General features: G+C 49.2%; 25 protein-coding genes and 5 pseudogenes. 16 read left to right on the top strand and 14 right to left on the bottom strand.

What is annotated here, in order from left to right; all coding sequences use genetic code 11:
- Positions 1-132: 132 nt before the first annotated feature.
- The gene (locus tag KQP84_RS26105; RefSeq protein WP_215845084.1) at positions 133-357 is read right to left on the bottom strand and encodes an AraC family ligand binding domain-containing protein; all 225 of its coding nucleotides are present in this window, start codon (positions 355-357) and stop codon (positions 133-135) included.
- 320 nt (positions 358-677) lie between these two features.
- Between KQP84_RS26105 and KQP84_RS02485 the strand changes: the two genes are divergently transcribed.
- The gene (locus tag KQP84_RS02485; RefSeq protein WP_215845085.1) at positions 678-1,262 is read left to right on the top strand and encodes an NADPH-dependent FMN reductase; all 585 of its coding nucleotides are present in this window, start codon (positions 678-680) and stop codon (positions 1,260-1,262) included.
- Positions 1,263-1,447: 185 nt separating this feature from the next.
- On the opposite strand, the pseudogene KQP84_RS02490 reads toward KQP84_RS02485, so the two are convergent.
- Positions 1,448-1,712 (bottom strand): annotated as a pseudogene (locus KQP84_RS02490) (IS3 family transposase); the annotation flags it as partial.
- A 313-nt stretch (positions 1,713-2,025) separates the two neighbouring features.
- Here KQP84_RS02490 and KQP84_RS02495 point away from each other — a divergent pair.
- Both KQP84_RS02495 and KQP84_RS02500 read left to right on the top strand, forming a co-directional pair.
- Complete coding sequence (locus KQP84_RS02495; RefSeq protein ID WP_215845086.1) at positions 2,026-2,235, top strand: hypothetical protein; 210 nt, start codon at positions 2,026-2,028, stop codon at positions 2,233-2,235.
- Between the two features lie 329 nt (positions 2,236-2,564).
- Positions 2,565-2,732, top strand: a complete 168-nt coding sequence (locus KQP84_RS02500) for a con-10 family general stress protein (protein WP_215845087.1) — start codon at positions 2,565-2,567, stop codon at positions 2,730-2,732.
- Positions 2,733-2,795: 63 nt separating this feature from the next.
- On the opposite strand, the pseudogene KQP84_RS25750 reads toward KQP84_RS02500, so the two are convergent.
- A pseudogene (locus KQP84_RS25750) lies at positions 2,796-2,900 on the bottom strand (hypothetical protein); the annotation flags it as partial.
- Between the two features lie 18 nt (positions 2,901-2,918).
- Entirely contained in the window at positions 2,919-3,407 is a 489-nt protein-coding gene (locus tag KQP84_RS02510) for a DUF1203 domain-containing protein (RefSeq protein ID WP_215845088.1), read from the bottom strand.
- Positions 3,408-3,886: 479 nt separating this feature from the next.
- Between KQP84_RS02510 and KQP84_RS02515 the strand changes: the two genes are divergently transcribed.
- The 3 genes from KQP84_RS02515 (at position 3,887) to KQP84_RS02525 (ending at position 5,504) form a co-directional block, all read left to right on the top strand.
- On the top strand, positions 3,887-4,096 hold the full coding sequence (locus KQP84_RS02515; protein ID WP_215845089.1) for a YdgH/BhsA/McbA-like domain containing protein: 210 nt from the start codon (positions 3,887-3,889) through the stop codon (positions 4,094-4,096).
- Positions 4,097-4,461: 365 nt separating this feature from the next.
- Positions 4,462-4,788, top strand: a complete 327-nt coding sequence (locus KQP84_RS02520) for a LacI family DNA-binding transcriptional regulator (protein WP_215845090.1) — start codon at positions 4,462-4,464, stop codon at positions 4,786-4,788.
- Positions 4,785-5,504 (top strand): substrate-binding domain-containing protein, encoded by a 720-nt coding sequence (locus KQP84_RS02525; RefSeq protein ID WP_252515159.1) that lies wholly within the window; start codon positions 4,785-4,787, stop codon positions 5,502-5,504. Before KQP84_RS02520 ends, KQP84_RS02525 begins: the two co-directional genes overlap by 4 nt.
- Here the strand turns inward: KQP84_RS02525 and KQP84_RS02530 are convergent.
- From KQP84_RS02530 to KQP84_RS02545, 4 genes and pseudogenes are all read right to left on the bottom strand, one after another.
- Positions 5,497-6,381, bottom strand: coding sequence for an NAD(P)-dependent oxidoreductase (locus KQP84_RS02530; RefSeq protein WP_215845091.1), 885 nt, complete (start codon positions 6,379-6,381; stop codon positions 5,497-5,499). The genes KQP84_RS02525 and KQP84_RS02530 overlap by 8 nt on opposite strands.
- A 57-nt stretch (positions 6,382-6,438) precedes the next feature.
- Positions 6,439-7,191, bottom strand: coding sequence for a hypothetical protein (locus KQP84_RS02535; RefSeq protein ID WP_370661467.1), 753 nt, complete (start codon positions 7,189-7,191; stop codon positions 6,439-6,441).
- Positions 7,191-7,793: pseudogene (locus tag KQP84_RS02540) on the bottom strand (Gfo/Idh/MocA family oxidoreductase); the annotation flags it as partial. The pseudogene KQP84_RS02540 and the gene KQP84_RS02535, both read right to left, overlap by 1 nt.
- A 34-nt stretch (positions 7,794-7,827) precedes the next feature.
- Positions 7,828-9,066, bottom strand: coding sequence for an MFS transporter (locus KQP84_RS02545; protein WP_215845094.1), 1,239 nt, complete (start codon positions 9,064-9,066; stop codon positions 7,828-7,830).
- Between the two features lie 551 nt (positions 9,067-9,617).
- Here KQP84_RS02545 and uxuA point away from each other — a divergent pair.
- The 10 genes and pseudogenes from uxuA (at position 9,618) to KQP84_RS02590 (ending at position 18,899) form a co-directional block, all read left to right on the top strand.
- Positions 9,618-10,683 (top strand): annotated as a pseudogene (gene uxuA / locus KQP84_RS02550) (mannonate dehydratase).
- A gap of 78 nt (positions 10,684-10,761) precedes the next feature.
- Positions 10,762-12,093: a gluconate permease GntP gene (gene gntP, locus KQP84_RS02555; protein WP_215845095.1), complete on the top strand. Its 1,332-nt coding sequence runs from the start codon at positions 10,762-10,764 to the stop codon at positions 12,091-12,093.
- 527 nt (positions 12,094-12,620) lie between these two features.
- A complete protein-coding gene (locus KQP84_RS02560; protein WP_215845096.1) occupies positions 12,621-13,403 on the top strand; it encodes an SDR family oxidoreductase in 783 nt (260 codons plus the stop codon).
- 17 nt (positions 13,404-13,420) lie between these two features.
- Positions 13,421-13,798, top strand: a complete 378-nt coding sequence (locus tag KQP84_RS02565; RefSeq protein WP_215845097.1) for a nuclear transport factor 2 family protein — start codon at positions 13,421-13,423, stop codon at positions 13,796-13,798.
- A gap of 29 nt (positions 13,799-13,827) precedes the next feature.
- A complete protein-coding gene (locus KQP84_RS02570; protein ID WP_215845098.1) occupies positions 13,828-14,685 on the top strand; it encodes a fumarylacetoacetate hydrolase family protein in 858 nt (285 codons plus the stop codon).
- Positions 14,686-14,730: 45 nt separating this feature from the next.
- A complete protein-coding gene (locus KQP84_RS25125; RefSeq protein ID WP_309140128.1) occupies positions 14,731-15,387 on the top strand; it encodes a DUF3500 domain-containing protein in 657 nt (218 codons plus the stop codon).
- Positions 15,299-15,928 carry a DUF3500 domain-containing protein gene (locus KQP84_RS25130; protein ID WP_309140129.1) on the top strand — a complete coding sequence of 210 codons (630 nt, stop codon included), beginning with the start codon at positions 15,299-15,301 and terminating at the stop codon, positions 15,926-15,928. Before KQP84_RS25125 ends, KQP84_RS25130 begins: the two co-directional genes overlap by 89 nt.
- A 163-nt stretch (positions 15,929-16,091) precedes the next feature.
- Entirely contained in the window at positions 16,092-17,423 is a 1,332-nt protein-coding gene (locus tag KQP84_RS02580) for a hypothetical protein (RefSeq protein WP_215845099.1), read from the top strand.
- Positions 17,424-17,448: 25 nt separating this feature from the next.
- Positions 17,449-17,835: a RidA family protein gene (locus KQP84_RS02585; protein ID WP_215845100.1), complete on the top strand. Its 387-nt coding sequence runs from the start codon at positions 17,449-17,451 to the stop codon at positions 17,833-17,835.
- Between the two features lie 206 nt (positions 17,836-18,041).
- Positions 18,042-18,899, top strand: a complete 858-nt coding sequence (locus KQP84_RS02590; protein WP_215845101.1) for a DUF2218 domain-containing protein — start codon at positions 18,042-18,044, stop codon at positions 18,897-18,899.
- Positions 18,900-18,950: 51 nt separating this feature from the next.
- Here KQP84_RS02590 and hpaI read toward each other — a convergent pair whose 3' ends face one another.
- From hpaI to KQP84_RS02615, 6 genes and pseudogenes are all read right to left on the bottom strand, one after another.
- Positions 18,951-19,730, bottom strand: a complete 780-nt coding sequence (hpaI, locus tag KQP84_RS02595) for a 4-hydroxy-2-oxoheptanedioate aldolase (RefSeq protein ID WP_215845102.1) — start codon at positions 19,728-19,730, stop codon at positions 18,951-18,953.
- A gap of 7 nt (positions 19,731-19,737) precedes the next feature.
- A pseudogene (gene hpaH / locus KQP84_RS02600) lies at positions 19,738-20,539 on the bottom strand (2-oxo-hept-4-ene-1,7-dioate hydratase).
- Positions 20,540-20,542: 3 nt separating this feature from the next.
- Complete coding sequence (locus KQP84_RS02605; protein WP_215845103.1) at positions 20,543-21,418, bottom strand: fumarylacetoacetate hydrolase family protein; 876 nt, start codon at positions 21,416-21,418, stop codon at positions 20,543-20,545.
- Between the two features lie 130 nt (positions 21,419-21,548).
- A complete protein-coding gene (locus KQP84_RS25135) occupies positions 21,549-21,854 on the bottom strand; it encodes an amidohydrolase family protein (protein WP_309140130.1) in 306 nt (101 codons plus the stop codon).
- Positions 21,779-22,594 carry an amidohydrolase family protein gene (locus KQP84_RS02610; RefSeq protein ID WP_252515161.1) on the bottom strand — a complete coding sequence of 272 codons (816 nt, stop codon included), beginning with the start codon at positions 22,592-22,594 and terminating at the stop codon, positions 21,779-21,781. The genes KQP84_RS25135 and KQP84_RS02610 overlap by 76 nt, the downstream gene beginning before the upstream one ends.
- 38 nt (positions 22,595-22,632) lie before the next feature.
- Positions 22,633-23,919 carry an FAD-dependent monooxygenase gene (locus tag KQP84_RS02615; protein WP_215845104.1) on the bottom strand — a complete coding sequence of 429 codons (1,287 nt, stop codon included), beginning with the start codon at positions 23,917-23,919 and terminating at the stop codon, positions 22,633-22,635.
- Positions 23,920-23,956: the final 37 nt, after the last annotated feature.

The following is a 23,956-nucleotide window of genomic DNA, read 5'->3' on the forward strand; positions in this document are numbered from 1 at the left end:
GTTCCGGACTCTCCACATTGGTAAAACTAAGCAAACAGGCTTCTCGCGCCAGTTCAAGCATCAAAGTGGACACTGTGAACATTTCTAACTGCTGCTCCCTTGAATTTCCCGCCCCGAAATTAAAATGAAGGTTTATGAGTTCGGCCTGTTGAGGGTAAACAGCACGGTGTATAACTCCGGGGGAATAAGTATGGCCATTCCCGGAAGTGCCAGCCACCAACCGCTCTCAGTCTGCACTCTCACCGTGCCGCTCACTGCGATTGTCAGTTGTGCCTCCTCATGACAGTGATCAGTTATGTGATGTCCGGAAAGGTGATTGTATTTAACAGCATAGAGGGAAGCTTCAGACTTTATCATTCAAGATACCTTTGGCAGACGGGCGAAAGAGTTTGTCAGCTTAACGAAAGAAACTTCTTTGACACTCTCACATAATACACAACGCAGACGGCGTGAAAATACTTTATGTAAATATATTTACTAAAGGATTTATCCATAAATTTCATATAATTAAATATTCTTTCTGTCTCGCCACTTTTTCTGATGAATTCCATTATGGCTGACCTTGCAGATCAACGCGCCTAACTGCAGTTCCGGTTCCTGTTCTTCATTTTTCTAATGGCTTTCAGCAATGAATGTTTAGGCCTGAAGTATTACCTGGCTAACTAAAAGGTATCTGAATGAATATCAAAATTATTACAGGTAGTGTACGCAGTAGTCGGGTTGGGCCACAAATATCACAGTGGATTCTTACAACCATTCAACAGTCTGCAGCTTACTCATCATCTGAAATAGTTGATTTAAAAAAATGGCAACTTCCTCTTGATGATGAACCTTATCTGCCAGCAACCGGACAATATGTCCAGCCTCTTACCCGCCGCTGGAGTAAAAAAATCAAGGAGGGTGATATAATTATTTTTGTTTTCCCACAATATAATGCTGGATATCCTGCGGCGCTCAAAAATGCGATTGATCACCTTTATGATGAATGGAATGCGAAACCTGCAATAATTGTTAGTTATGCAAATCGGGGAGGTGGTAAAGCTGCCAGTCAGATGAGGCAGGTTCTTGAAGGGATATTTATGCGACCTTTGAGCAGCGAAATTGAAATAAAACTATCTGAAATGAATTTTGACCCAATGGGTAGAATTGCCGATCCGGAAAGTTCACTTGCAGTTTATCAGGACAAACTTATGGGTCTCATGCATGAGGCTGAAAGCATATTATACGAAGAAAAAATAAAATTCTGGAAAGGAATATGTTAACAGCAGCTTCGGAATAACCTGGCTTTTGATAATAAACCGCCCGGCTTTAAGTATGCTGGACAGTTTTATGTAGGTCATGCTTACAGGTTAACAGCAATGCCTCCAGCGGGCTTGTTGAAAAAGCGTACCCGAGCGTAAAACAGGCGTTCTGAATTGCCATGGATAATCCAGAAACTTCCGGACCGTTAATAATACTGATTTTCATATTCAGCCCGGGACATCTGATCGCTCGAACCATGCCGACGCTTACAGGTATAAAACATCGATTTAATCAAAAACATCGCAGCGGGCTTCTTCGCGCGTTCTTTAAATGTTTTTCTTTATTCGTTCGCGTGTCAGTAGCTGGAAAAAGCTTTCTGCAACCGCGATGTCGTGGCAGTTACCGCGACGACGCATGCTGTCTTCCAGACCGTGTGATTTCAGGAACGACTGCCACTCATGGCTTATGAAAATAGCGGCAACAGCATTCACAACCTGATGGCCTCTGCGTCTCCCCGGCACCACCGGGTGGTCATGGCCTGTAAGCTCCGCCAAACCCCGCAGGCGTCGGGCTTTGAGGCTGAGGATTAGGGCTGAAACGGGGGAAATGCATTCCGCCTCGCCTGAAAACGTTAGCTTTTTATCCAGAATTTTTTACAGCAAAGGATGGTGCGTGCAACGGCCAAAGAACAATCCTCGTAAGTTTTGCCCGCAGCCGAATGCGGGCTTTTTTTGATAACCGCTCCCAGGAGCTGACCGGAAAAGTTAAGGAGTATTCGCCACAGTGAAATCAGCCTGGAACATGAAAAACGACGATCATCCCGCTCCTGATGACGCACAGCGACGTGACACAGCCCCGCTGAAGGAGAACACAGAACTGGAAGAAGCATTCTGGTCGCTGTTAGGAAAGCTTGAAGCTGCATCTGATGAAGAGTCTCGGACTGCTGTGCGTGAAAAGATATGGCGGCTCGTTAAAAAGGGCGGCAGTGAATAAGCAGCTAAAGAAATACTTTTAAAGCCCAGCCAGACTAAATCTATAATAAATAACATTAATACTGAACCAGAGCTGAATTGTGTAGTCAGCATATAAGGAGAGAACTCTCTGTAACGAATTTTAACCCGCCCTGTGCGGGTATTTTTTTGCCTGAAGCAGCCAGGTGTTATCCCCTGAAGCATAAGCAGGGATATCAGAATTTTTTAGACCTAACTGTAATCCTTAGCCAGACTTTTTATTCATCAGCCATCCCTGAATGACCACGTCGATACAAAGCCGGAGATTACTGGCTAAAGTTTAAAGACAACATAACTGAAACCAGAGGCTGCATGAGTGAAAAACGTGGAGGGGCCGGCAACTTCGCCGTTAACAAAGAACGGGCTGTCGAAGCAGGGCGAAAGGGCGGCCAGGTGAGCGGCGGTAATTTCCGTAACGACCCGGACAGGGCCCGTGAAGCAGGTCGTAAAGGCGGTACTGTCAGCAAAAGAGGCAAATAAACAAATGTCTTTTTGCAGAGTGTCCTCACGGGGCAGGAAGAACGCAATGCAGTATAGCTGACGTCATTTCTGCTTAATGAGGGTTTGCTTATGAAAACGCTGGAGTATGGTTTGCCGGGTTGTATTAAATTCACACGCAATGGCGCTGGTACTTATCCCGGTATTAAGACGTTCTGTAACTACATATCAACCTGAGCGGGGATTACGTCTGGCGAACATACCTAAACAGGCGTAGCATCCCTGTTTCGCATTATGTATCTGGATATAGCTAATCTGCGGATCGGCAAAGAAAATCTCCATGAGATGTTCTGCAGATTGACCCTCGCAGATATCTGCCTTTCTTAAAAAGTGTTTTTCGTCATATGCCCGCAATGAAAGAATTCTACCTTTCATAACTTCAGGTAATTTGTTGATGTAAATGCCTTGTTCGGTACATCCCTCCCAAATATATATTGCATGAGAGCCGCGATAGGGAGTATCTGCTGGCTGATAGATGTGGTTGATAAGAAGAGCGTTTTCGCCAGCAGGTATATCGCACAATGAGATTCTGTCGGGATAACCGGGATAACTAACTACGATTTGCCTTACTGCCCCATAACTTCCCAGATAGCTATCGCTCCGTCCAAAAAGATGGGTGAATTGCTCGGCTCTCAGGCCAGAGATTCTGTATTTCATAATGCCTCCGGTGGTTTCAGCATTATATTAGTGGGTATTTGAAGGAGAACTTCGCTGTTTCCGGTCAGGGGAATACTGGCTGCTTGCGAGTAAAGAATTTGCGCATGCCGAGGCAGTTTATGAATAAGCAGGTTCAACAGGAGAAAGTACTTTAACTCATACTGGTATACTGAACTTTTGCAGCGTCCGCAATGAGCGAGAAGCGGACATTTCTTGGCTAATATCAGTTGATATAATGGACACCCAATCGTCACAATTCAGTGTTTCTACCAAGCTGAAAATTTAGATTAAACATAATATCCCAACGCCCTTGATGACACCCTCCCTTGATAGCTTTTGTAGGATGCTTGCTTTTTGTTCAGTGTTTTTGGGCTATATGAGCAAATAATTCAGCTTTTATACTCGCCTGGTCAGTTCTATCATTCATCACATCGAGGCAATACGCCTCCAAACAGATAAAGCAGACCAAGGAAATGATCATGAAATCCATCAAAATTTTCGTTGCAGTTTCAGCGCTGACTCTCGTTTCTTTCGGCAGCTTCGCGCAGAGCGTTACCGCGACCGACCTGACGCTTGATGGCGCAGAGGCTCAAATCGCAGCTCAGGCTCAGCAGCAGGGGGCTCAGTACAAAATCACTGAGGCCAGCAACGGCAACGTCGTTCACATGACCGCTGAGCTGTACAAATAAGGGATGGTCGCAAAAGGAAGTGCTGGAAGAGGTCGCCCACGGGCGGCCTTTTTCGCATCTGTACACAGACAGCATTTACCATAACGTTTCTTATGCGTACTTTAGCTTATGGCGGCTATAGTGAGATGTCCGCAATATCGTCCTTTTTCCAGGATTTCTTGGCTGAGGACGGCTTACTGCCTCGCTTACATCACAGCGGCAAGACCTGACGGATATTTCAGTTTAGCTAAAACCCTGACATCTCAAAACAGCCTTAACAACCACCTGCCAACACCACACCCTCAAAGCAGAGAAATGTAGCCTCACGCAGACTAAAGAAGGCTGATCACTGAAGAACGTTTATCTTGTGAAGTGATTAATCTAACATGAACTTAGCTAACCTGATGATGAGGCTGAGTGTTGCGTTGACAGATAAAAAGAAAAGTACCATCAAAGAGGTGGCGGCCTTAGCAGAGGTGTCGATCGGTGTGGTTTCTCGGGTATTGAACCCCGGTTCAGGTTCAGTATCTGAACGCACCCGTCAGCGTATTCTGGAGGCAATGCAAACGCTAAATTATACCCCTCAGAGTGCCGCTCGTGAGCTTAAAACCAGTATGAACAACACGATTGGCCTGGTTGTAGCAGACATCGCAAACGATTTTTTTCTGAGATCTCCGATCTCATTGTCCGTCGCGCCAGAGAAATGGCCATGAACGTCATTTTGGTTACTACGCAAGAAGATCCGCTGCTGGAGCGGGAAAGCTTGAGCATGTTAATGCAAAAGCGGGTTAAAGCCATCATAGCAACGCCCACCAGCGCGAATAGCGATATGTGGCAATCCATTAGCGAGATGGGCATCGCTATTGTTTTCATCGATCGCTACCTTAGCGAGGTGACACATGCCAGTGTCATTGGCTTTAACAATGAAGCTTCCGCCTGCGAGGCTACTCGTTATCTTGCTCAGCAAGGCCATCGCCGTATTGGCTGGATAAGCGGCCCGCTGAATACCTCAACCTCTTTGCAAAGGCTGAAGGGTTATAAACAAGGATTGAAAGCCTATGGAATTGACTGGGAAAAACAGTATGCGGTAGTGAAGAACTTTCGTGATCCGCTAGCCAGCCAGGCGCTTGATGAGTTGTTATCGCTTCAGGAACCACCGACTGCAATCATTATTGGAAATACGTCGATTGCACCGATGATTATGTCGCGCATCCGGCAGTTGAAGCTCTCTGTTCCTGAAGACCTCTCGCTGATTGTTTACCATGACAGCCACTGGAGCCGACTCCTGAGCCCGTCAATTAGCGTTATCAAACACCCTCTTGAAGAGTTGGCCGATAAGGCACTATTAAGTCTCTCCGGTGAGAGGCAGAAGCCCTGTGAACTAAACAGCACGTTAATCAAGCGTGAGAGCGTGGCCCGGGTTAAATAGGCATGCCGTTTAAACGCTGAATTTGCCTGATAATGGCGCAGTGATCTAAGTCGCCATCCCCAGCGTCAATCATTTGGCTGAAAAGCTGGTTCACCGTCTCAGTCAGCGGTAATGTCAGACCAAATTGCTCAGCCAGCGCCACACTGCTGCGCGTGTCTTTAAGCTGCCACTTTGCCGCGCCGCGGGCCTCAAAGTCTTCGTTTACCATACGTTCGCCTTGCTGTTGCAACAGGGTTGAGTCAGCAAAACCACCCAGCAATGCTTCACGCACTTTTGCCGGATCGGCTCCGCCGCGCTGGGCAAGGGTAAAGGCTTCCGACAACAAACTCAGCGTGCCTGCGACAATTATCTGATTGGCGAGTTTAGTCAGTTGGCCAGCGCCCACCTCTCCCACACGCGTGACTTTACCCAGGTGAGACAGCAGCGGGCGTAACCGGTCAATAGTTTCTGCATTACCACCGGCCATCAATGACAATGTGCCGTTTTCTGCCCCCGTCGTGCCACCTGATACCGGCATATCGAGATAGTCCGCCTGTGCTGCGTTCACCTTGTGTTGCTGCTCAATCACAATCTGTGGCGAAAGGGTGCTCATCATAATGATGACGGCTTTTTTCCTGATGTGCTTCAGCGCGTTATCATTAAAAATGACATCGTTACAGGCTTGCGCATCGCTCAATAAACAGATGATGACATCACTGCCTGCCATTAACTGGGCGGGAGTGTCTACAGCCGTAACACCGTACTTTTCCAGAGCATGCGCTTTATCTTTAGAACGATTCCACACCGCAACGGAATAGCCGGCAGCGGCTAAGCGCCGTGCCACTGGCTGTCCCATTAATCCGGCGCCAGCCAATCCAATACGTGTTTCTGAAGCCATGTTGTTTCTCCAGACATTACCCGCTACTGCAACGGTAATAGCGGGTAATATCACTGTTTATAATCCCGCCAGACTGACCATCTGCTTACGCAACTCTACGATATCCAGATTGTTATCAAACTGAACATCAGAAAAACGTACCGCTTTGTCTTTGGCGACATCTTTAACCAGACGAACGTGATGCGCTAATCCCATGGGTAACAGATCCTGCGCCACGCTGATGTTGGCTGGCAGTGCATTGGCCCAGACGGTAAACCCACCTTCGCCATCCAACATCTCGCCCGCTTTGAGGTCTCGTTTAGCCGTTGCGACAGCATCACCCCGGAAGCTTAAAGCCGAACCGGTGGCTTCATTACGGAGTACCGCAGAGAGAATACTGATGCTGGTTTCAAGGCCGATGAGATGGAAAGGACGCCACATAGAGGCATACCAACCACTGGGATCGGTCAGCAGTCCGTACTGTTTAAAACAGGCGCGGCTGTATTCATCCCGGGCTTTAAACGTGACAAATACGCCATAGCGAATGTTGTTCAGCACCTCCCGTCCATCAGGCTCCTGGCTGGCAGCAATATCCACCAGACCGCTACGGCTCAATCGTCCACCGTCAGACTCAGGTGAAAAGACCCGCGCCAGGTCATGCACACCGGCTGGAGGAAAAGCCAGTCCGTTATCAGGACAATCCAGTCCGGTCGCGTTGGCCACTGCCGCCATTTCAATTGCCGCTTTGGTGCCGTCAGTGAAGGAATTATACATCTTAGGATTGAAGTCTCCGGCCGCCACTTCTTCTTCGCTCCAGCCAAAAACCCCCATACTGTATCCGGAGTAGAATAGCGATAGCGTGGTTCAAAGTTCATGCCTTTACCGGCCGCAACAATTTCAAATCCGCAGGCTTTGGCCCAATCCACCAGTTCACAAATAATGGCGGGTTGATCCCCGTACGCCATGCTGTAAATCACACCATTTTGACGCGCACGCTCAGCGATTAAGGGGCCGCATAGCACATCGGCCTCAACGTTTACCATCACCACATGCTTGCCATGTTCAACAGCATGGAGCGCATGACGGGTTCCCGCCAGCGGATGGCCTGTGGCTTCAACAATGCAATCGATCTGCTCGCAGCGGAACAGTTTTTCCGCGTCCTCAACCACACAGGTTGACCCTTCGCGCAACGCAGCATCGATAGTTTGTGCCTGATACTGAGATTCAGGCCAGCCCACTCGCGCCAGGGCTGCACGGGCTTTACTCACGTCGAGATCGGCAATGGCCACCACCTGCAAACCGTCCAGATGGCGCAGTTGGGCAAGAACCATCGATCCAAATTTACCTGCGCCAATGATGCCAACTCGGACCGGTTGTGCTGCACCTGATTTCACGGCACAGGCACGCTCAGCTAACAGTGCTGCTAAGTTCATTTTCTACTCCTTGACAGGGTTTGATGCGTAGGGTTTAACGCCAGCCAGCGGCCTGACGGCGACTTTTACTCAGGAGATAAATCAGTAACGGCGAGAACAGCACCAGAATCGATAACAGATAAAGGCCGTTTTGTGATTTACCGGTAAGGGAAATAGTGAGCCCCACCAGGAAAGGGCCAAAGAAACCGCCAACATTCCCAATAGAGTTGATGAGCGCCAGGCCACCCGCAGAACCCTGGCTGGTTAGGAAGGAGGCGGGCAGAGTATAAAACGTCGGAACACATGCCAGCATGCCAACAGTCGAAAGCGTCAGTCCCAGCATTGATATAACGGGAGAATCACTTATGGCTGCGACCACGAAACCAGCAGAAAACACCAGCGAAGGCAGAATGAAATGCCAGGTGCGCTCGTTCGTTTTGTCAGAATGATTTGACCACCAGCACATCACTACGGCACCAACGATATAGGGAATAGTGCCAAGCAGTCCTACCACAGTGTCTGAATAGTCAAAGCGTTTAATAAACTGCGGCATCCAGAAACCGAGACCGGTTAAGCCAATGACTGTAAAGAAGTAAGCCAGGCCTAAGATCCACACTCGGCGGTCTTTGAACATCGCTTTCAAACCCGAGTGCCCCACCGCTAATGTTGCTTCTTGCTCTTTTTCCATCAGCTCCTGATAGGCCTGACGTTCCTCAGGCTTAAGCCAGGAGGCTTTAGCCGGTTTATCCGTGAGGTAAAGAAAAACGATCACCGACAAAATCACCGGCGGGCATCCTTCGATTAAAAACAGCCACTGCCAACTTTCCAGCCCACCCACATTATGGAAATTGTCGAGAATATATCCCGATAAAGGATTGGCAATAATGGCGGCCAGTGGAACACCTAAATAGTAAATGGAAAAAACCCTGGCCAGCTCTTTCTTGGGGAACCATGTGGTGAGATAAAAAACAATACCAGGTGCGAGGCCCGCTTCAGCTACACCTAATAAAAATCGTAGGATGCTGAGACTCACCACACCTTGTGCGAACGCCATCGCCATCGAAATAACGCCCCAGGTGATCATGATCCTGGCTAACCAAAAGCGTGCGCCATAACGTTCCAGTAGAACATTACTGGGAATTTCAAACAGGATGTAGCCAAAAGAGAAGATGCCTACAGCGAAGCCAAAATGCTCAGGCGTTAACCCTAAAGACTGGTTCATGGTTAATGCCGCCATGCCAATATTAGAACGATCAATAAACGCCAGCAGATACATCATCAGGATCAGCGGCATTAAGCGCATCCGGGCTTTTTAATCGCGCCTCTCGCCAGTGATGATATTTCTGGCTGAGGATGATCCGGCACAACATCAATGCCGACCAGTGAATTATCGTACTCTTCTACGTGTTTCATGATGTATCCCAGTAGAGTTATAACCCCGGAAATATCACGGAAAATGCATATATACCGCGACGCCTGAGTGGAAAAGTAAAACGTTTTACTTTTTACGAGTTTTACGACAGAGCGGTTAACAGTCAAGAGATGGAAGAGTGAAGTTAAAAAATTGTGACTGAGTTAACGCATGTGCTCGCCAGGGGTAATACGCGTTGCCGCGAGGGCCAAAATGACTCACTTCCTTGAAAGTGATAAGCATCAGTATCTTCTTTAAAGCCATGCCAGTAGCGGCCGGGAGAGTCTTGTCGCTGCTGGCATCTGTCTTAAAAACCGTCTCAAACTGCGTCCCAGCGTGTTCATAATGTGAGTGCGGTCAACTTAAAAAACATCTTCTTAACACATACTAGAATGGTAGATAGATACATACATTTTATACGGTGAGTAATTCATATGCAGATGACGATGCGTTGGTTTGGACCAGAAGAAGATAAAATTCCGCTGGAACATATACGGCAAGTACCAGGTGTGTCAGGCGTAGTCGGTGCGCTTTATGATGTGCCCGTCGGTGAAGTCTGGCCCCAGGAAAAGATTAAGAAACTCGTTGAACAGGCTCATGCTGCGGGTCTGACAATGGAAGTCATCGAGAGTGTTAACATTCACGACGATATCAAGATTGGTTTACCTTCCCGCGATCGCTATATTTCCAACTACAAGCAAACTCTCCGTAACCTGGCCGGGTTCGGTGTAAAAGTTATTTGCTATAACTTCATGCCCGTCTTTGACTGGATGAAAACAGACATGAACTATGTTCTGCCTGATGGCTCGCTGACGATGGCATTTGAAAAATGCCGGTATCGATAAAAGTCTGGATGACGTTGTCAAAGAAGTTCTGGGAAATTCAAACGGCTTTGCCTTACCGGGATGGGAACCTGAACGCCTGGCAAAAGTGCAGGAGTTGTTTGCAAAATACAAAGATGTTGACGATGCGCTACTGCGGGAAAATCTGGCTTACTTTTTGAAAGAAATTATTCCTGTCTGTGAAGAAGTCGGCATCAAGATGGCAATCCATCCAGACGATCCGCCTTATTCAATTTTTGGCTTACCTCGCGTAGTCAAAAACCGTGACGATCTGGACTGGATTTGCAACGTTGTTGATTCAGAAGCCAATGGTCTGACGTTGTGCACCGGCTCCATCGCCGAAGATCCGGAAAATGATGTTTATGCCATTCTTGGCGAGTTTTCACGCCGCAAGCGCATTCACTTTGCCCATGTCAGAAACATCAAAATTATAAAAGATAAAGATTTTTACGAGTCAGCTCATCCGACGCAATATGGTTCATTAGATATGCTGCGCGTCATTAAATCCCTGCACGATAATGGCTTTGATGGATATATTAGGCCTGACCACGGACGTTTTATTTGGGGAGAAACAGGCAGACCCGGTTACGGTCTTTATGACCGTGCGCTGGGTGTGACTTATATTCTCGGATTATGGGAAGCCGTCAGTCAAAAATAACCCCTCACAGCGGGACATGCTCCCGCTGTCTTGTTTTACCTCATTATAAAAACGCCTACAAAATAGTTAAGGATCATCATGTCACCTTTCTTATCACTTTTTTGGGTGCTGGCAGGTATTGCGTTGCTGGTCGTGCTCAATATTAAATATAAATTTCATAATATTTTCTCGCTGCTTATTGCCGGGATATTTGTTGCTGTCGCAGTAGGCATTCCGTTAGACAAAATAGTCTCCACGGTACAGCAAGGTATTGGCAGTATTATGGGGCACCTGGCGCTGATCATTATATTTGGTGCGATCATCGGCAAGTTCATGACGGAGTCAGGGGCCAGTCAGCAGATAGCGGATACGGTTATCCGCCACTGCGGCACGCGTTTTCTTTCTGTTGGCCTGATCTTTATCGGTGTGATATTTGGCATCGCGATGTTTTATGAAGTCGCATTTCTTATCGCTATGCCGCTGGTTATGAATATTGCGAAGAAAGCCAACATTCCTTATATGAAACTGGTTATACCTACCGTAGTAGGTGCAACGATGGGGCACAGTCTATTTCCACCGCAGCCAGGCCCTGTTGCATTAATTAGTGCATTTGGGGCAGACATCGTTCAGGTTTATTTTTATGGTGTATTAGTGATTATTCCTGCTTTATTTTGTGCAGGAATTCTGTTGCCAAAGTTGCTGCCAGGCATTAATAACATCCCGCTTAATTCAATGATTAAGCCCATTGAAGAACTGGATACGCATAATTTACCCTCTTTCAGAACCAGTATCATGATTCCACTGATACCGGCGGTATTGATGATTCTGGCTTCAGTGATAAAACCGCTCGCGGGTAAGGATTCTGAACTCACACACATTTGTGAATTACTGGGCAGCGCAGAAATCAGCATGCTATTGGCGACTTGCGCAGCAATTTGGGTACTGGGCGTTAAGCGGGGATTAACATCAGAAGCGATCACGAAAAAAGTCAGTGTGGCGATCGCTCAGATTGCCAACGTGTTGTTTGTCATCAGCGCCGGTGGCATTCTCAAACAAGTGATTATTGATTCAGATGTAGGTGACAGCATCGTTCATGTTATGAGTCATGTTCCATTTTCACCTTTTATTATCGCGTGGTTAATTACCGCTGTTATTCGAATTCTTACCGGACAAGGTGCTGTTGCAGCAATTACATCAGCAGGCATCGTTGCACCGATGATTGGCGCGTTTAATCTTAATCCAGCGTTAATGGCTCTGGCTGTAGCCTGTGGCAGTAATACTATCACATTGATGTATGACGGTGGCTTTCTGTTATTTAAAGAAACCTTTGGTATATCGATGAAAGACACATTTAAAACCTGGGGTTTGCTGGAGCTGATAAATTCAGTTGTAGGCCTGAGCATGGTCATACTGATCAGTTATTTTATATAAATGACATTACGCATACTTTGATTCTCAGCCCACAGCAATAATGTCGTGTTCGGAGATACGGATATCTTCCAGGGCTGAGAAGGTGCAGCCGGAGTCGCGACGCGAAAACGTGGTCAGCCAGCTAACAACCGGCATCCTGAAGCTTTCCGGCTCCGTATTCTGACGCTGTCACGCGAAAGTTTCGCTGGTTCGTCCCCACGCTTACCGCTGAGAAGCGGTAGGCGCATCACACCCCGCAACGCTGATAACTTCACCCTACCTGTCTAAATAGCTGTTTTTGCTATCCAGACCCTTTTTCCCTGAGACTGCCTAACGCCCCTTCAAAACAACGTCTGATCCCCCTATTTTTCCTGTTAACGATCCGTGACCGACTTCTGAGTTTTCGCTCTCAGAGAGGCGCAATATCTAGACATATCGCAATAACAGATATATCTAATATCAAGTAACGCCAGGCTGAATAGGGCTGCACACCAAAAAGTTCAGTAATTGATATAACCCTGAAGAATTCGATAAATAACGGAGGAATCATGGACTTAGGCATAGAAAACAAGATCGCATTTGTCTGTGCTTCATCGCAGGGGCTGGGACTGGCCTGTGCTCAGGCATTAGCGGCAGAAAACGTACACATCATTTTAAACGGGCGTGATGAAAGCAAACTGCAAAGCGTTGTGCAACGGCTTCGCCTTAATAATCCAAAAACGGTCGTCAGTTATATAGCTGCGGATCTAACGACATCTTTGGGAAGGGAAAAAATCATTTCTTCATTACAGCAAGTAGACATTCTGGTCACGAATAATGCCGGGCCTCAGCCTGGTGCGTTATCTGACTGGAGCGAGGATGCTTTACGCAATGCAATGGAAGCCAATTTTATTCCCGCCGTTCAGCTGATACGTGCCTGGCTTCCGGGTATGCAGGCCCGGGGCTTTGGCCGCATCGTTAACATCACCTCCGCCATGGTGAAATCGCCACATTACATGATGGGGTTATCAACCTCAGCGCGCACCGCACTAACGGCAATATGTAAAGCCATCAGTCAGGACGTGGCGAAAGACAATGTCACGATTAACAACCTGTTACCTGAGCGGATTGATACGCCCCGGCAGGAATTTATGCTTCAGCGTTTAATCGCGAAAGAGGGTATCAGCCGTGAAGAGGCTCGCTTGCGCAATGTGCAATCTATTGCCGCAAGGCGTTATGGCTCGCCGCAAGAATTTGGTGCCGCCTGCGCTTTTTTATGCAGTCAGCAAGCCTCTTTTATCTCGGGCCAGAATCTGCAACTCGACGGTGGTTCTTACGACGGCCTGATTTAATGGAGGTGATGTAGATAATGAAACCGCAATTTAGCGAGCTGCTTGAATTCGAACAGCAGCGCCAGCAGGCCATAACGCGGCCCGACCTGGTTTTACTGGAACGTTTACTGGCAGAGGATCTTGTCCACATTCACAGCACCGGCATGGTCCATAACAAGCAGCAACTTTTGACACATATTGAACGCATGGGTGGCTTTATCGCCATTTCACGCGCTACCCCTGAAATTCGTCTGGAGGGCAATATTGCCATCCTCACCGGCAATACACGTAACACCATTCGGCTGCTGGAAACGGGCGAGGAAAAAGTACGGTTTGGCTTCTCCACACTGGTACTGCGACGTATGCCGCAGGGCTGGCAGATCGTTCTCTCTCAACTGACCCCTTATCAGTCGTAAAGACTACTTATTCAATAAAGGAGAACAGCATGAAACTGGTACGTTTTACGGAGCAGGGTTATACGCGTATTGGCAAAGTCATTAACGATCGGGTAATCGATCTCTCCGCTGTGTCGGGTGTGTCTGAATCAATGCGACAGCTGATTACTGATTTGCCGCAGCTGAGGAGAGTGCTTGAAGAAACCAGCGAACCGGCTTTTCCACTGTCAGAGGTTCAGTTAGAAGCGCCAGTACAGGATGCGCAGAAATTTCTCGGGATTGGCATGAATTACCGTAAACATGCGGATGAAGCCCGACTGGCTGGCATAACGATCCCTGAAAGTCAGATGTGGTTCAACAAGCAGGTATCCTGCATAAACGGTCCATTTTCGCCAGTCGTAAAGCCTGATGTCAGCGATAAAATGGATTATGAAATTGAGCTGGGCGTCGTGATTGGTAAACGCTGTCGTCACGTCAAAGCCAGCGATGCGGCTGCTGTCATTGCGGGTTACCTTATCGTGAATGATGTTTCAGCCCGAGACTGGTTACACAAATCACCCACCTTCACCTTGGGTAAATCCTTCGATACTCATGGCCCAACAGGTCCCTGGCTCACAACCGCAGACGAAATTCCCGATCCGCTTAATCTGGATATGAAACTCTATGTGAACGGAGAGCTGCGTCAGCATTCCGGCAGCGGCGACATGATTTACGACATCTATACGCAAATCGAGTACCTCTCAACAGTGATGACGCTTGAGCCGGGCGATATTCTTGCCACCGGCACACCTTCGGGCATTGGCGCACCAACAGGCCGCTTCCTGCAACCCGGCGATGTCATGCGGCTGGAGATAGAAGGCCTGGGCCATATAGAAAATCGTGTGGTGGCAGAAGCCGCTCACTCTTAATCGCCGGAGGATGTTATGACCAGCCGAAATTTTCGTGATTACTTAATGCCAGCGGATGCGCATCGTATTGGTCTTGCTCGTGGCGTCGACGTGCATACTTATGGCGAACGCATGCTTGCAACCGATAAAGCGCAAAAATTGAAAGCACACTGGCAGGCGATGCTGGATGAAACCTTTCGCGGCATTACCAGCAACGGTGAAATCCAACCCGATCTTTATCGCCTGCAGGATGAGGGCTTTGCCGTTGAAAATGCTGTTGCCGCCGCCCAGGCTCTTTTACAAACCCTGGCGCCTGAGGTGCAGACAGAGGCGTGTTACCCTATAGAGGCCAAACAGTGGCGCGCCTGGTACAATCCTGAAATCCCGTTTAATGATTACGGCGTACGGCTTGAAGAAACCTCAACAGCAACCCGTGAAGCCTTCCTGAAGCTGTTACGCAGTTGCACCAGTGAACGGGGTTTTATCAAAGTGCAGCAGCTGATGGATGCTAATCATTTTCTGGGCGAACTTTACGACCTCACCAATATCATGAACCGCTGGAGTTTTCACTTCATGCTCTTCGGGGAGCCGTTCTGCTACGCAGCCCTGGGGCTGGAGTATCTATGGCCATCATGTGGCGTTTTGCTGCTTTATCATAGGGCGGCAACTGGTTATCGCCCCCACATTTATGGGTGTAGAGCCAAACGTCATTGCGCGCGGTGATGACACTGACTGCGTGCTGTTCACCGAAGAGGAGCAGCGTGGTCTGGCATTGATGCAATCCCTCAACGCGGATCAGCAGGCGCGAGCAACCCTTTATCAGCAGATGGAAGATCCGCTGATGCCTCCAGAGCGTTTCAACTTTGCCGATCAGCGACACTTGGGCGGCGCATTCCAGGATAATCGCGTTATACCGCTGGAGGGCATTTGCGTAGCAGAATTTAACGCATCACAGCGCGCCAGTTTGATGGAAACCATTCGCGTTTTTCTCGATTTTTTACCTGACGGACCGCGTGAGGCTCGTCTCAAACAGATTGAGCAGCACCTGGAGTCAACCTGGTGGAGCTGGATCGGCGGTTGCGGCAATGACGACGTGTTTTATTACCGCATTCAAAGCCCAGTGGTATTACTGGAATTCGATCATCACAGCGGCATGTGGCTTACCAATGAAGAGCCAGCACGCTTTCATATTCATACCATCACCCGCATCCCGAACGGTAACGATTACGGCAAGGCCTTGCTGATGCAATATCAGAAGCAATAACAGGCTGCAAAGCCTGAATTTCCGTCGTACCGGGTGACGTCGTTTTGCCCGGGTAATCCACAGCGTTTGTTGACTGCTTCCTGATGAAGCGGAAGGCTTCGCTGCGCCTAAAAACCCTAATAGACATTAACCCTACATATTTATAAAACGAGGTTATCAGGCAATGCGTGTCCAAAAATTTAAAACAACTGCTTTAACCGTCGTGCCTCTGGCACTGTTTTGCAGTGCGTGTTACGCCGAAGCATTACCGGCTACTGAATCAGACAGCTTCAACGACTGGCTCGCTCAGGGAAATATATCTGGCGAGCTGAAGACCATGACTTTTTTCAAAGAGTTCAGCGGTACGTTACCGAACAAGCGCACCAGTTCGCTGGGCGGTGATATTCAGTATCGCAGTCCGGAAATCGGTGGATTCAGCGTTGGGCTGGGCGCTTATGGTGCTTATAACCTGGGAATGAATCCTTCTGATGTTGAGAAAACTGAAATTTATCTGCCATCCGATAACACGACGGTGCTCGGAAAAGCTTTTCTGCGCTATCAGGGATATGGGCTTGATCTTCAGGCTGGTCGTTTTGGCATCGATACCCCTTTTGCGAACGAGGGCGAAGGCTGGACAATGGTCCCTGCCCTATATCAGGGCTTTGGCGGTACATACGCGCTAAATCAGAAAGGCGATTTCAAACTCAATGCTTACCGTATCTATCGTTTCAAACCGCTGAGTTCAGAGCATTTTGAAAAGGGTGATGCGGGCAATCCGGAAATAGAAGATACCAGCGTTCCCTCGGTTGACAGCGATGGTTTTACCACGTTGGGTTTACGTTATGGCCGGCGCTGGAACACCACCGCAGAAGCCTGGTATTACAATTTTGATAAACGCGCTCAACTCGCTTATGGTGGCGCGGAAATTCCTGTCGCTGGACTAAAGTTCGGCAACTGGACGCCTTACTGGGGCGCACAATATCTGCATGAGTGGGATGCCAGCGATCAAGCCTCGCCGTATCGCAACGTTGATACCGATCTCTATTCAGGACGCATCGGCATGCGTTCGCGCAATCACGACATCTATTTTGCTGCCACCTATGTGCCGTCCAAAGAGGATGCTTTCCTGAGCGGTGGCTTCTTTGCACCTTACAGTTATGGCATTTATGACCATACGCCGCTGGAGAGCGGACAGCCGCTGGTTTCTATGGTCACCACCAACCAACCTGGTAACGCGTTTGCACTGCGCTACGCCTATCATGATGAAACTTGGTTAGGCGTATTAGGCGTAACGCGTCTGGAGTTGAAAGACTCTACCGGCATCTATTATCCGCTGCCTGCTGAGAACATCAACGCAGCCTTTATGATCCTTGGTTATAACGTCACTCCGCGCCTGCATCTGGAATTTGAGTTGGATTACGTGCATTCCCCTTCAGAAGTCACCGGTAATTATCACGCCGAACGCTTGCGGTTGGTGTATCGCTTTGGCGCAAAGATGGCGGATGACGACTATTAATTCTGACTGACTTCAGGAGAAGGTTATGGCTAAACGGCAAAGTATTTATATAGATGGTTTTCCCCATGCTAATCCCATTCCGGCAGCCTGCCGCATCGGGCCAATGCTCTGTTCTGGCGTTATCTATGGTCGCGATCCGCATACGCAGCAGGTACCCGAAGATTTGGAACAACAGTGTGAACTGATGTTTATGCATGTGCGCAGCATTGTAGAAGCCGCAGGGGGAACGCTTGAGGATGTGATTAAAATGACGTTGTGGATGCAGGATAAATCTCAACGCGAAACGGTGAATCGTCACTGGGAGAAAGCCTTTCCTGACGCCAACGCCCGCCCTGCCCGTCATGCATTAGAGGGTAATTTCACCGGCAATACGCTCATTCAGTGCGATTTTACTGCTGTGCTGGGAGAATGAAAATTGCGGGCAGCATTTGTGTCTGCCCGCCTGTTTATCTATATTGCCTGTGCATCTGACAGTAAAAAATTAAGCGCATTTTTGCGACTCAGACCAACGAACCTGATTGGAAAATCTTATCAAGTCGCGTGTTGGCTTGGTCAGTTACAACATTTCCGATATATTTAAAATCCAGTTATATAGTGTGGTTATTGAACGGGGTAATAATGGTCCAGAATCGCCGTTCGGATGAGATTGCAGATAATCTCAGCACCGGGCAAGCCGACAGTGCTGTAACACAGGTCGGCGGTAAACCAGGCCGGCGCACGCGCGCCTTCGACTATGGTGAACTGCGCCTGCTGTTATTGGCAATGATCGCCAAACAACCCAGCCACGGCTACGAACTGATCCACGAAGTAAAAGAGCGCCTGGGCGGCACCTATAAGCCCAGCCCGGGTGTCATCTATCCGGCTTTAACCTGGCTTTACGATCGCGGCTACACTGAAATCGATTTAGAAAAGGGCGGGCGTAAACGCTACAGTATTACCGATGAAGGTAAAGCATTTCTCAGTGCGAATAAAAGCGTGACCGATATGCTGATGGCACGTGTCGTGCCGAAAGCGCATGGCAAATCGCCACAGGCAATCGTAGAGGCGATGGATCACCTGAAACGCGCACTAAGTTTGCGCATTAAAATGGAGCCGGTTGCCGACGAAGTGATTGCGCGTATAGGCGATATTATTCATGTCGCAGCAAATCAAATTGAAGCGTTGTTCAACCTGCCGGTGTTAAGCGAGGGCGCAGAAAAATGCGTTGCTGATATCGCAACCCCAAATGGCGAACGTTATTTACGCCGCCTTTGTAGCCATTTTCAACACCGAACACCCGTTGTGACCGATGAGAGCAGCGGCCATTTTCGCATGAGTATGGGCGAAGTGCGCATGGAGGCACTGGAAGGCATTTTCCGCGTGAGCTTAACCGCGCTTAACGCAGAAAATCTTCAGGAGATGCAGCACATTTTAGTGCGTCATCTGGAAGAAGCGGCAGTACGTGAAAAGCTGGATGTAACCTGGCAGTCTGTTTAATGTAATGAAGTAAAATGCAGACAGGATCGGTTTCGTCTGCATTTTTATGGCTTACTCTTTTAACCTGGCATGGAAATCTGCTGCCAGCACGCTGGTGGATTTCACCAACAATCCCACATCGCTGCCTACCGCAACAAACGTCGCGCCCAGCTCAAGATATCGGGCGCAAAGTAAGGGATCGGCGCTTAAAATACCTGCCGCTTTGCCATGTGACTGAATTCGTATTAATGCTTGCTCAACAGCTTGCTGGACTTCTTCTGCGGCTGGCTGGCCAAGATATCCCATATCCGCAGCGAGATCGGCGGGACCAATAAACACCCCGTCTACACCTTCAGTGGCGGCTATTGCATCCAACTGCTCCAGACCGGCGCGACTTTCAATCTGTACCAGCAAGCAGATTTGTTCATTCGCTGACGTCAGATAATCTGCGATACGATTAAAAGCGGATGCACGGGCCAGTGCTGCGCCGACTCCACGAATGCCCTGCGGTGGATAGCGAACAGCTTTCACCAGAGCCTGTGCCTGTTCTGCGTTCTCGACCATGGGAATTAATAATGTCTGGGCGCCAATATCTAACAGTTGCTTTATCAGCCACGGTGCGTCCATCGGTGCGCGAACAACGGCATGTCCCGATGCAACAGAGAGTGCCTGAAGCTGGCTCATCAACAGCGGCACATCATTCGGCGCATGTTCACCATCAAGCAGCAACCAGTCGAACCCGGCACCGGCGCAGATCTCTGCTGCATAAGGACTGGCAAGCGCCAGCCAGAGTCCAATTTGCGGCTCTTTTCTGAGTAGCGCTTGTTTAAAGTGATTTACGGGTGCAGGCATTTTGACCTCACTCAAAATAGCAGCTGACTGAACCCTGTGGCCCAAAATCAGCATGAATAGTGTCCCCATGACGGGCTTCAACCGGGCGAATAAAAGAGCCCGCCAGCACGATCTGCCCGGCTTCAATGTAATCGCCATATTGTGACAGCCGGTTTGCCAACCAGGCGATGCCACGTGCCGGATGATTAAGCACCCCGCACCTAAACCGGTTTCTTCCACCGTTGCATTGCGCGACACAATGGCCCCTGTCCAGCGCAAATCAATCTGATCAGGCGCAAAAAGCTGGCTGCCCAATACAATGCCGGCATTAGCGGCATTATCAGAAACGGTATCAATAATGGTGCGCGATTTACCGCTGGCGGGATCGCTTCGCACAATGCGCGTATCCAGTATTTCCAGTGCAGGCACGATATACGCGGTGGCGTTTAAAACATCGCTGACGCTAACATTCTCGCCATTGAGCGGCGCTTTCATAATAAATGCCAGTTCAGCTTCGATACGCGGCTGAATAAAGCGATCTGCCGTGATCGTGTCGCCATCTTCAAACAGCATGTCATCAAACAGCACGCCTGAATCTGGTGTGGAAATATTGAGCGCATACTGCATCGCTTTTGATGTCAGACCAATCTTCCAGCCAATAACCTTACGCCCCGTCTCTTTTTTTGTTTCACCCAGGCACGTTGAACGGCATAGGCCTCATCCAGCGTCATGGTGGGATGTAGAAGGGAGACTAATCCAATTTGCTGACGTGATTTTTCTGCGTTATCGAGTGCTTCAGCCACACTCAAAATATCTGACTGGCTAAGCATGATTCACCCCTCATCGCGAACAACGTTACGCAGCGTCCCAATCCCTTCCGCCTGTACTTCAATCACATCACCAGGCTTGAGCCAGACGGGAGGCTCAAAGCGCGCACCCGCACCGGTAGGCGTACCGGTAAAAATGATATCGCCGGGATTCAGTGGAATAAAAGTCGAAACGTAAGCGATGATCCAGGCGAAAGAGAAGGTCATATTACTGGTACGGTCGTTTTGGCGAAGCTCACCGTTCACGTAAGTAGCCAGATGGATATCATTCAGCTGAGCGGCATGGGTAAAGGGCACCAGCCAGGGACCGATCGCGCCGGAATGATAAAAATTTTTACCCTGAGTGACGTTGAATTTGCTGTGGCGGACCCAGTCACGCACCGTGCCTTCGTTGCCCAGCGTAATGGCCGCAATATGATCCATTGCGTCGTTCTGGGCAATGCGGCGGCCCGCTTTACCTATAACGATCACAATCTCGCCTTCATAATCAAGCTGTTCACTTTCGGCAGGACGCAGCAAAGGCTGAAGATGTCCGGTGAGTGACTCTGGAAAACGGACAAACAGAGAAGGGTAATCAACCGCGACCTGATTATCTTTGTACTCGGCATTACGGTTGGGATAATTAACCCCCACACATAAAATCTTACCGGGATGAGTGAGCGGCACTTCAAACTGAATCTCGCTTAGCGCATAGTCAACGGGCAGGTTTTCCGCGTCGGCGGTCAATGTTTGCAGGGCATTATCGGCAATGATCGCATCAAGTGTTGGCCAGCGATCGCCAACGCGTTTACTGAGATCAATCACACCCTGTCCCTTTATCAGACCATAACCTTTAACCCGTCCATCAAGCGTGGAGAAACTGACAAATTTGATCGGTTCCAATGGAAATCTCCTTTATTTCGTCCTGCCGGACAAAAAAGCGGCGAACAGAAGCCCGCCGCTCCCAGCATGGTGGCTGAGCAGTAAATAAGACACAGAGGGTTTTACGGCGTTGACGCAGCGCCGAAACGCGTTACTCCAGTTTGAAAATACGCGCGGCATTCCCGCCCAGGATACTGGCTTTATCCTCTTCGCTGATGTCCAGACTCCGAATAGTTTCAATGCCCTTGAAGAACCAGTCTTTACGGATCGGATATGAGCTGCCGTAGAGAATATTTTTGCCGCCAATGACTTTCACTGCCGCTTCGAGCTGCGCTTTACCCCACTGCGGTGCGCCTGACGTGTCGAAGAAAATGTTATTGCTCAGTTGCGCGCGCAGGTTTCCGGTTCCGGTCTGGAAACGGTCGACCGCATCGTTAAACTGATGTTGTGGTGGCACCAGCATGTCGGCGAATGCATAAAATGCACCCCCAGCATTGAATGGATAAAACGCAGGTTCGGCAGCTCATCGAACATGCCGCTGAACAGTTCACGTCCTACTGCAGTAGCCTGATCAACGCAGCGTCCAAACTGACGACGCTGATTGGTATAAGGCAGTACCGAATTGAAATCGACCGGCAGCGGTGTGTGATGCACCACAACCGGCACATTCAGGTCATTGAGGAATTTCAGGTAGGGGCGAAACGCCGCATCATCAAGATAGATCTGACCATAGTGCGCCACGATCTGTGCACCCCGAAAACCGAGCTGATTCAGGCAGCGATCCACTTCACGCAGGCAATCATCGGTTCCCCATGGCGGCACCACTGCCAACGCCGACATCCGGCCCTCGCTGCGGTTCACATACTCTGCCATGCGGGTGTTGACCTCTTTACAGGTCTCTAAATCGAGCCATTCCTGCCACACTGGCAGACGGAAAATAGCGTGATCCACGCCAGCTTTTTCCATGTCGGCGAGCTGGCTTTCCAGCGTGTACTGACCCTCGGCATAGTTGAGATTCACATAGCCTTTAGGTTGCTCAATGATCAACTGGCTCAGCGCCGTTCCTTCAATTTGTTCCACCCGCGTATGCACACCGTATTGTTTGGGTACGCAGTCGAGGAAAGAGTTAAGAAGTTTCTTGTCGGAGAAAAGTTCACCCGGCAGCCAGTGCATATTAGAATCAATAATCTTGCTCATAATCCGTTCCTTTCTGTCTACGTTAAGATTGCTTCACGTTATTTTTGTGTGGCAAAGACCGACTTGTATTTAGCCGGCTGGTCTGTCTCTTTCTCTGTTGGTATACGCATACCCGCTTTGGCGTGGTATTCGCTGAAAATCGACAAGGCTTCTTCGTGGGGGAAGATAGCTTCTATATCTTCAAACGGTTTGCCCCCACTGCGTTCTTCTACAATACGGCGCACGACTTCCGGCCCTTCACCTCGTGAGGCAACAACCAGCCAGTTCACCTTCTCGCGACGCTCATTTTCATAAGCTCTGAGTGCTTCAACCGGATCGGCAACAGACGCCAGTTTTTCGGCGATCACTCGCGCATCCACAAACGCCTGGCACACGCTGTTACCGCCGCGGGGATACATGGCATGCGCGGCATCGCCCAGCAGAGTGATGCGGCCAAACGACCATTGCGGTAACGGATCGTGGTCGATAAGCGGAAACAGGTAGCATTCGCTGGCATTACGGATCATTTCGCTGACATCAAGAAAATCGAGCTTGCAGTCGTCAAATACATGTTCAATTTCTTTCACACCGGTTTTCTGATTCCAGTCTTCTTCGCTCTGCGGCTTTTCGTTCTGCTCGATAACCCAGTTGACCAACTGGTTACCGTTGCCATCTACGTTGTCCTGTATCGGGTAAACGATCAGCGTGCCCTGACGAATCGGATCGCCGATATGCAAAATGCTGCCACCGGTTTTGAATGGCGGCATTACTGTGACACCGCGGTAAAGCGTCAAACCGGAGAAATGACTGCGCGCCGATTCGGGCAGCAGTTTGCTGCGGATCACAGAACGAATTCCGTCTACGCCAATGACTACATCGGCGTGGACGCTCTGTGGCGCATCGGGATTCAGATGGTTATCGAAATGTACGGTAACGCCGTTTTCATCCTGTTCAATTCCGCTGCAACGACAGCCGAGCGTAATGGCATCCTGACCCAACCTTTCCTGTACCGCTTTGTAGAGCATCATTTGCAGACGACCCCGATGAACAAATCGCTGGTCATGGTCGTAGCCCATATGACGGCCGCACTGTTCTGCAAAAATTTGCTGTCCGTAGCCGGTGTAAAAGATCGATTCTTTCGCTTCAACCGAAATGTCGACAAACGCGTCGTATAGACCCAGCTCGGTAATTTCCCTGACTGCATAGGGTTTGATGTCAACGCCGACGCCCAGCGGTTTTATCTCTGCAACGGCTTCAAACAGCCGCGGGCGAAAACCCTGTTGATGCAGGCGCAGGGCAGCGGCAAGGCCAGCCGGGCCCGCACCGATGATGACGATATCCAACATAGTGACGTCCTCTTGTTTATGAATTTTTAAGCTCAGC

Source organism: Candidatus Pantoea bituminis, from assembly GCF_018842675.1.
GTDB classification, from domain to species: Bacteria; Pseudomonadota; Gammaproteobacteria; order Enterobacterales; family Enterobacteriaceae; genus Pantoea; species Pantoea phytostimulans.

Coding starts and splice junctions, on each gene's coding strand:
- KQP84_RS26105 (WP_215845084.1), bottom strand. CDS start 357: ATGATAAAGTCTGAAGCTTCCCTCTATGCTGTTAAATACAATCACCTT.
- KQP84_RS02485 (WP_215845085.1), top strand. CDS start 678: ATGAATATCAAAATTATTACAGGTAGTGTACGCAGTAGTCGGGTTGGG.
- KQP84_RS02500 (WP_215845087.1), top strand. CDS start 2,565: ATGAGTGAAAAACGTGGAGGGGCCGGCAACTTCGCCGTTAACAAAGAA.
- KQP84_RS02510 (WP_215845088.1), bottom strand. CDS start 3,407: ATGAAATACAGAATCTCTGGCCTGAGAGCCGAGCAATTCACCCATCTT.
- KQP84_RS02515 (WP_215845089.1), top strand. CDS start 3,887: ATGAAATCCATCAAAATTTTCGTTGCAGTTTCAGCGCTGACTCTCGTT.
- KQP84_RS02520 (WP_215845090.1), top strand. CDS start 4,462: ATGAACTTAGCTAACCTGATGATGAGGCTGAGTGTTGCGTTGACAGAT.
- KQP84_RS02525 (WP_252515159.1), top strand. CDS start 4,785: ATGAACGTCATTTTGGTTACTACGCAAGAAGATCCGCTGCTGGAGCGG.
- KQP84_RS02530 (WP_215845091.1), bottom strand. CDS start 6,381: ATGGCTTCAGAAACACGTATTGGATTGGCTGGCGCCGGATTAATGGGA.
- KQP84_RS02535 (WP_370661467.1), bottom strand. CDS start 7,191: ATGGGGGTTTTTGGCTGGAGCGAAGAAGAAGTGGCGGCCGGAGACTTC.
- KQP84_RS02545 (WP_215845094.1), bottom strand. CDS start 9,066: ATGCCGCTGATCCTGATGATGTATCTGCTGGCGTTTATTGATCGTTCT.
- gntP (WP_215845095.1), top strand. CDS start 10,762: ATGTCACCTTTCTTATCACTTTTTTGGGTGCTGGCAGGTATTGCGTTG.
- KQP84_RS02560 (WP_215845096.1), top strand. CDS start 12,621: ATGGACTTAGGCATAGAAAACAAGATCGCATTTGTCTGTGCTTCATCG.
- KQP84_RS02565 (WP_215845097.1), top strand. CDS start 13,421: ATGAAACCGCAATTTAGCGAGCTGCTTGAATTCGAACAGCAGCGCCAG.
- KQP84_RS02570 (WP_215845098.1), top strand. CDS start 13,828: ATGAAACTGGTACGTTTTACGGAGCAGGGTTATACGCGTATTGGCAAA.
- KQP84_RS25125 (WP_309140128.1), top strand. CDS start 14,731: ATGCCAGCGGATGCGCATCGTATTGGTCTTGCTCGTGGCGTCGACGTG.
- KQP84_RS02580 (WP_215845099.1), top strand. CDS start 16,092: ATGCGTGTCCAAAAATTTAAAACAACTGCTTTAACCGTCGTGCCTCTG.
- KQP84_RS02585 (WP_215845100.1), top strand. CDS start 17,449: ATGGCTAAACGGCAAAGTATTTATATAGATGGTTTTCCCCATGCTAAT.
- KQP84_RS02590 (WP_215845101.1), top strand. CDS start 18,042: ATGGTCCAGAATCGCCGTTCGGATGAGATTGCAGATAATCTCAGCACC.
- hpaI (WP_215845102.1), bottom strand. CDS start 19,730: ATGCCTGCACCCGTAAATCACTTTAAACAAGCGCTACTCAGAAAAGAG.
- KQP84_RS02610 (WP_252515161.1), bottom strand. CDS start 22,594: ATGAGCAAGATTATTGATTCTAATATGCACTGGCTGCCGGGTGAACTT.
- KQP84_RS02615 (WP_215845104.1), bottom strand. CDS start 23,919: ATGTTGGATATCGTCATCATCGGTGCGGGCCCGGCTGGCCTTGCCGCT.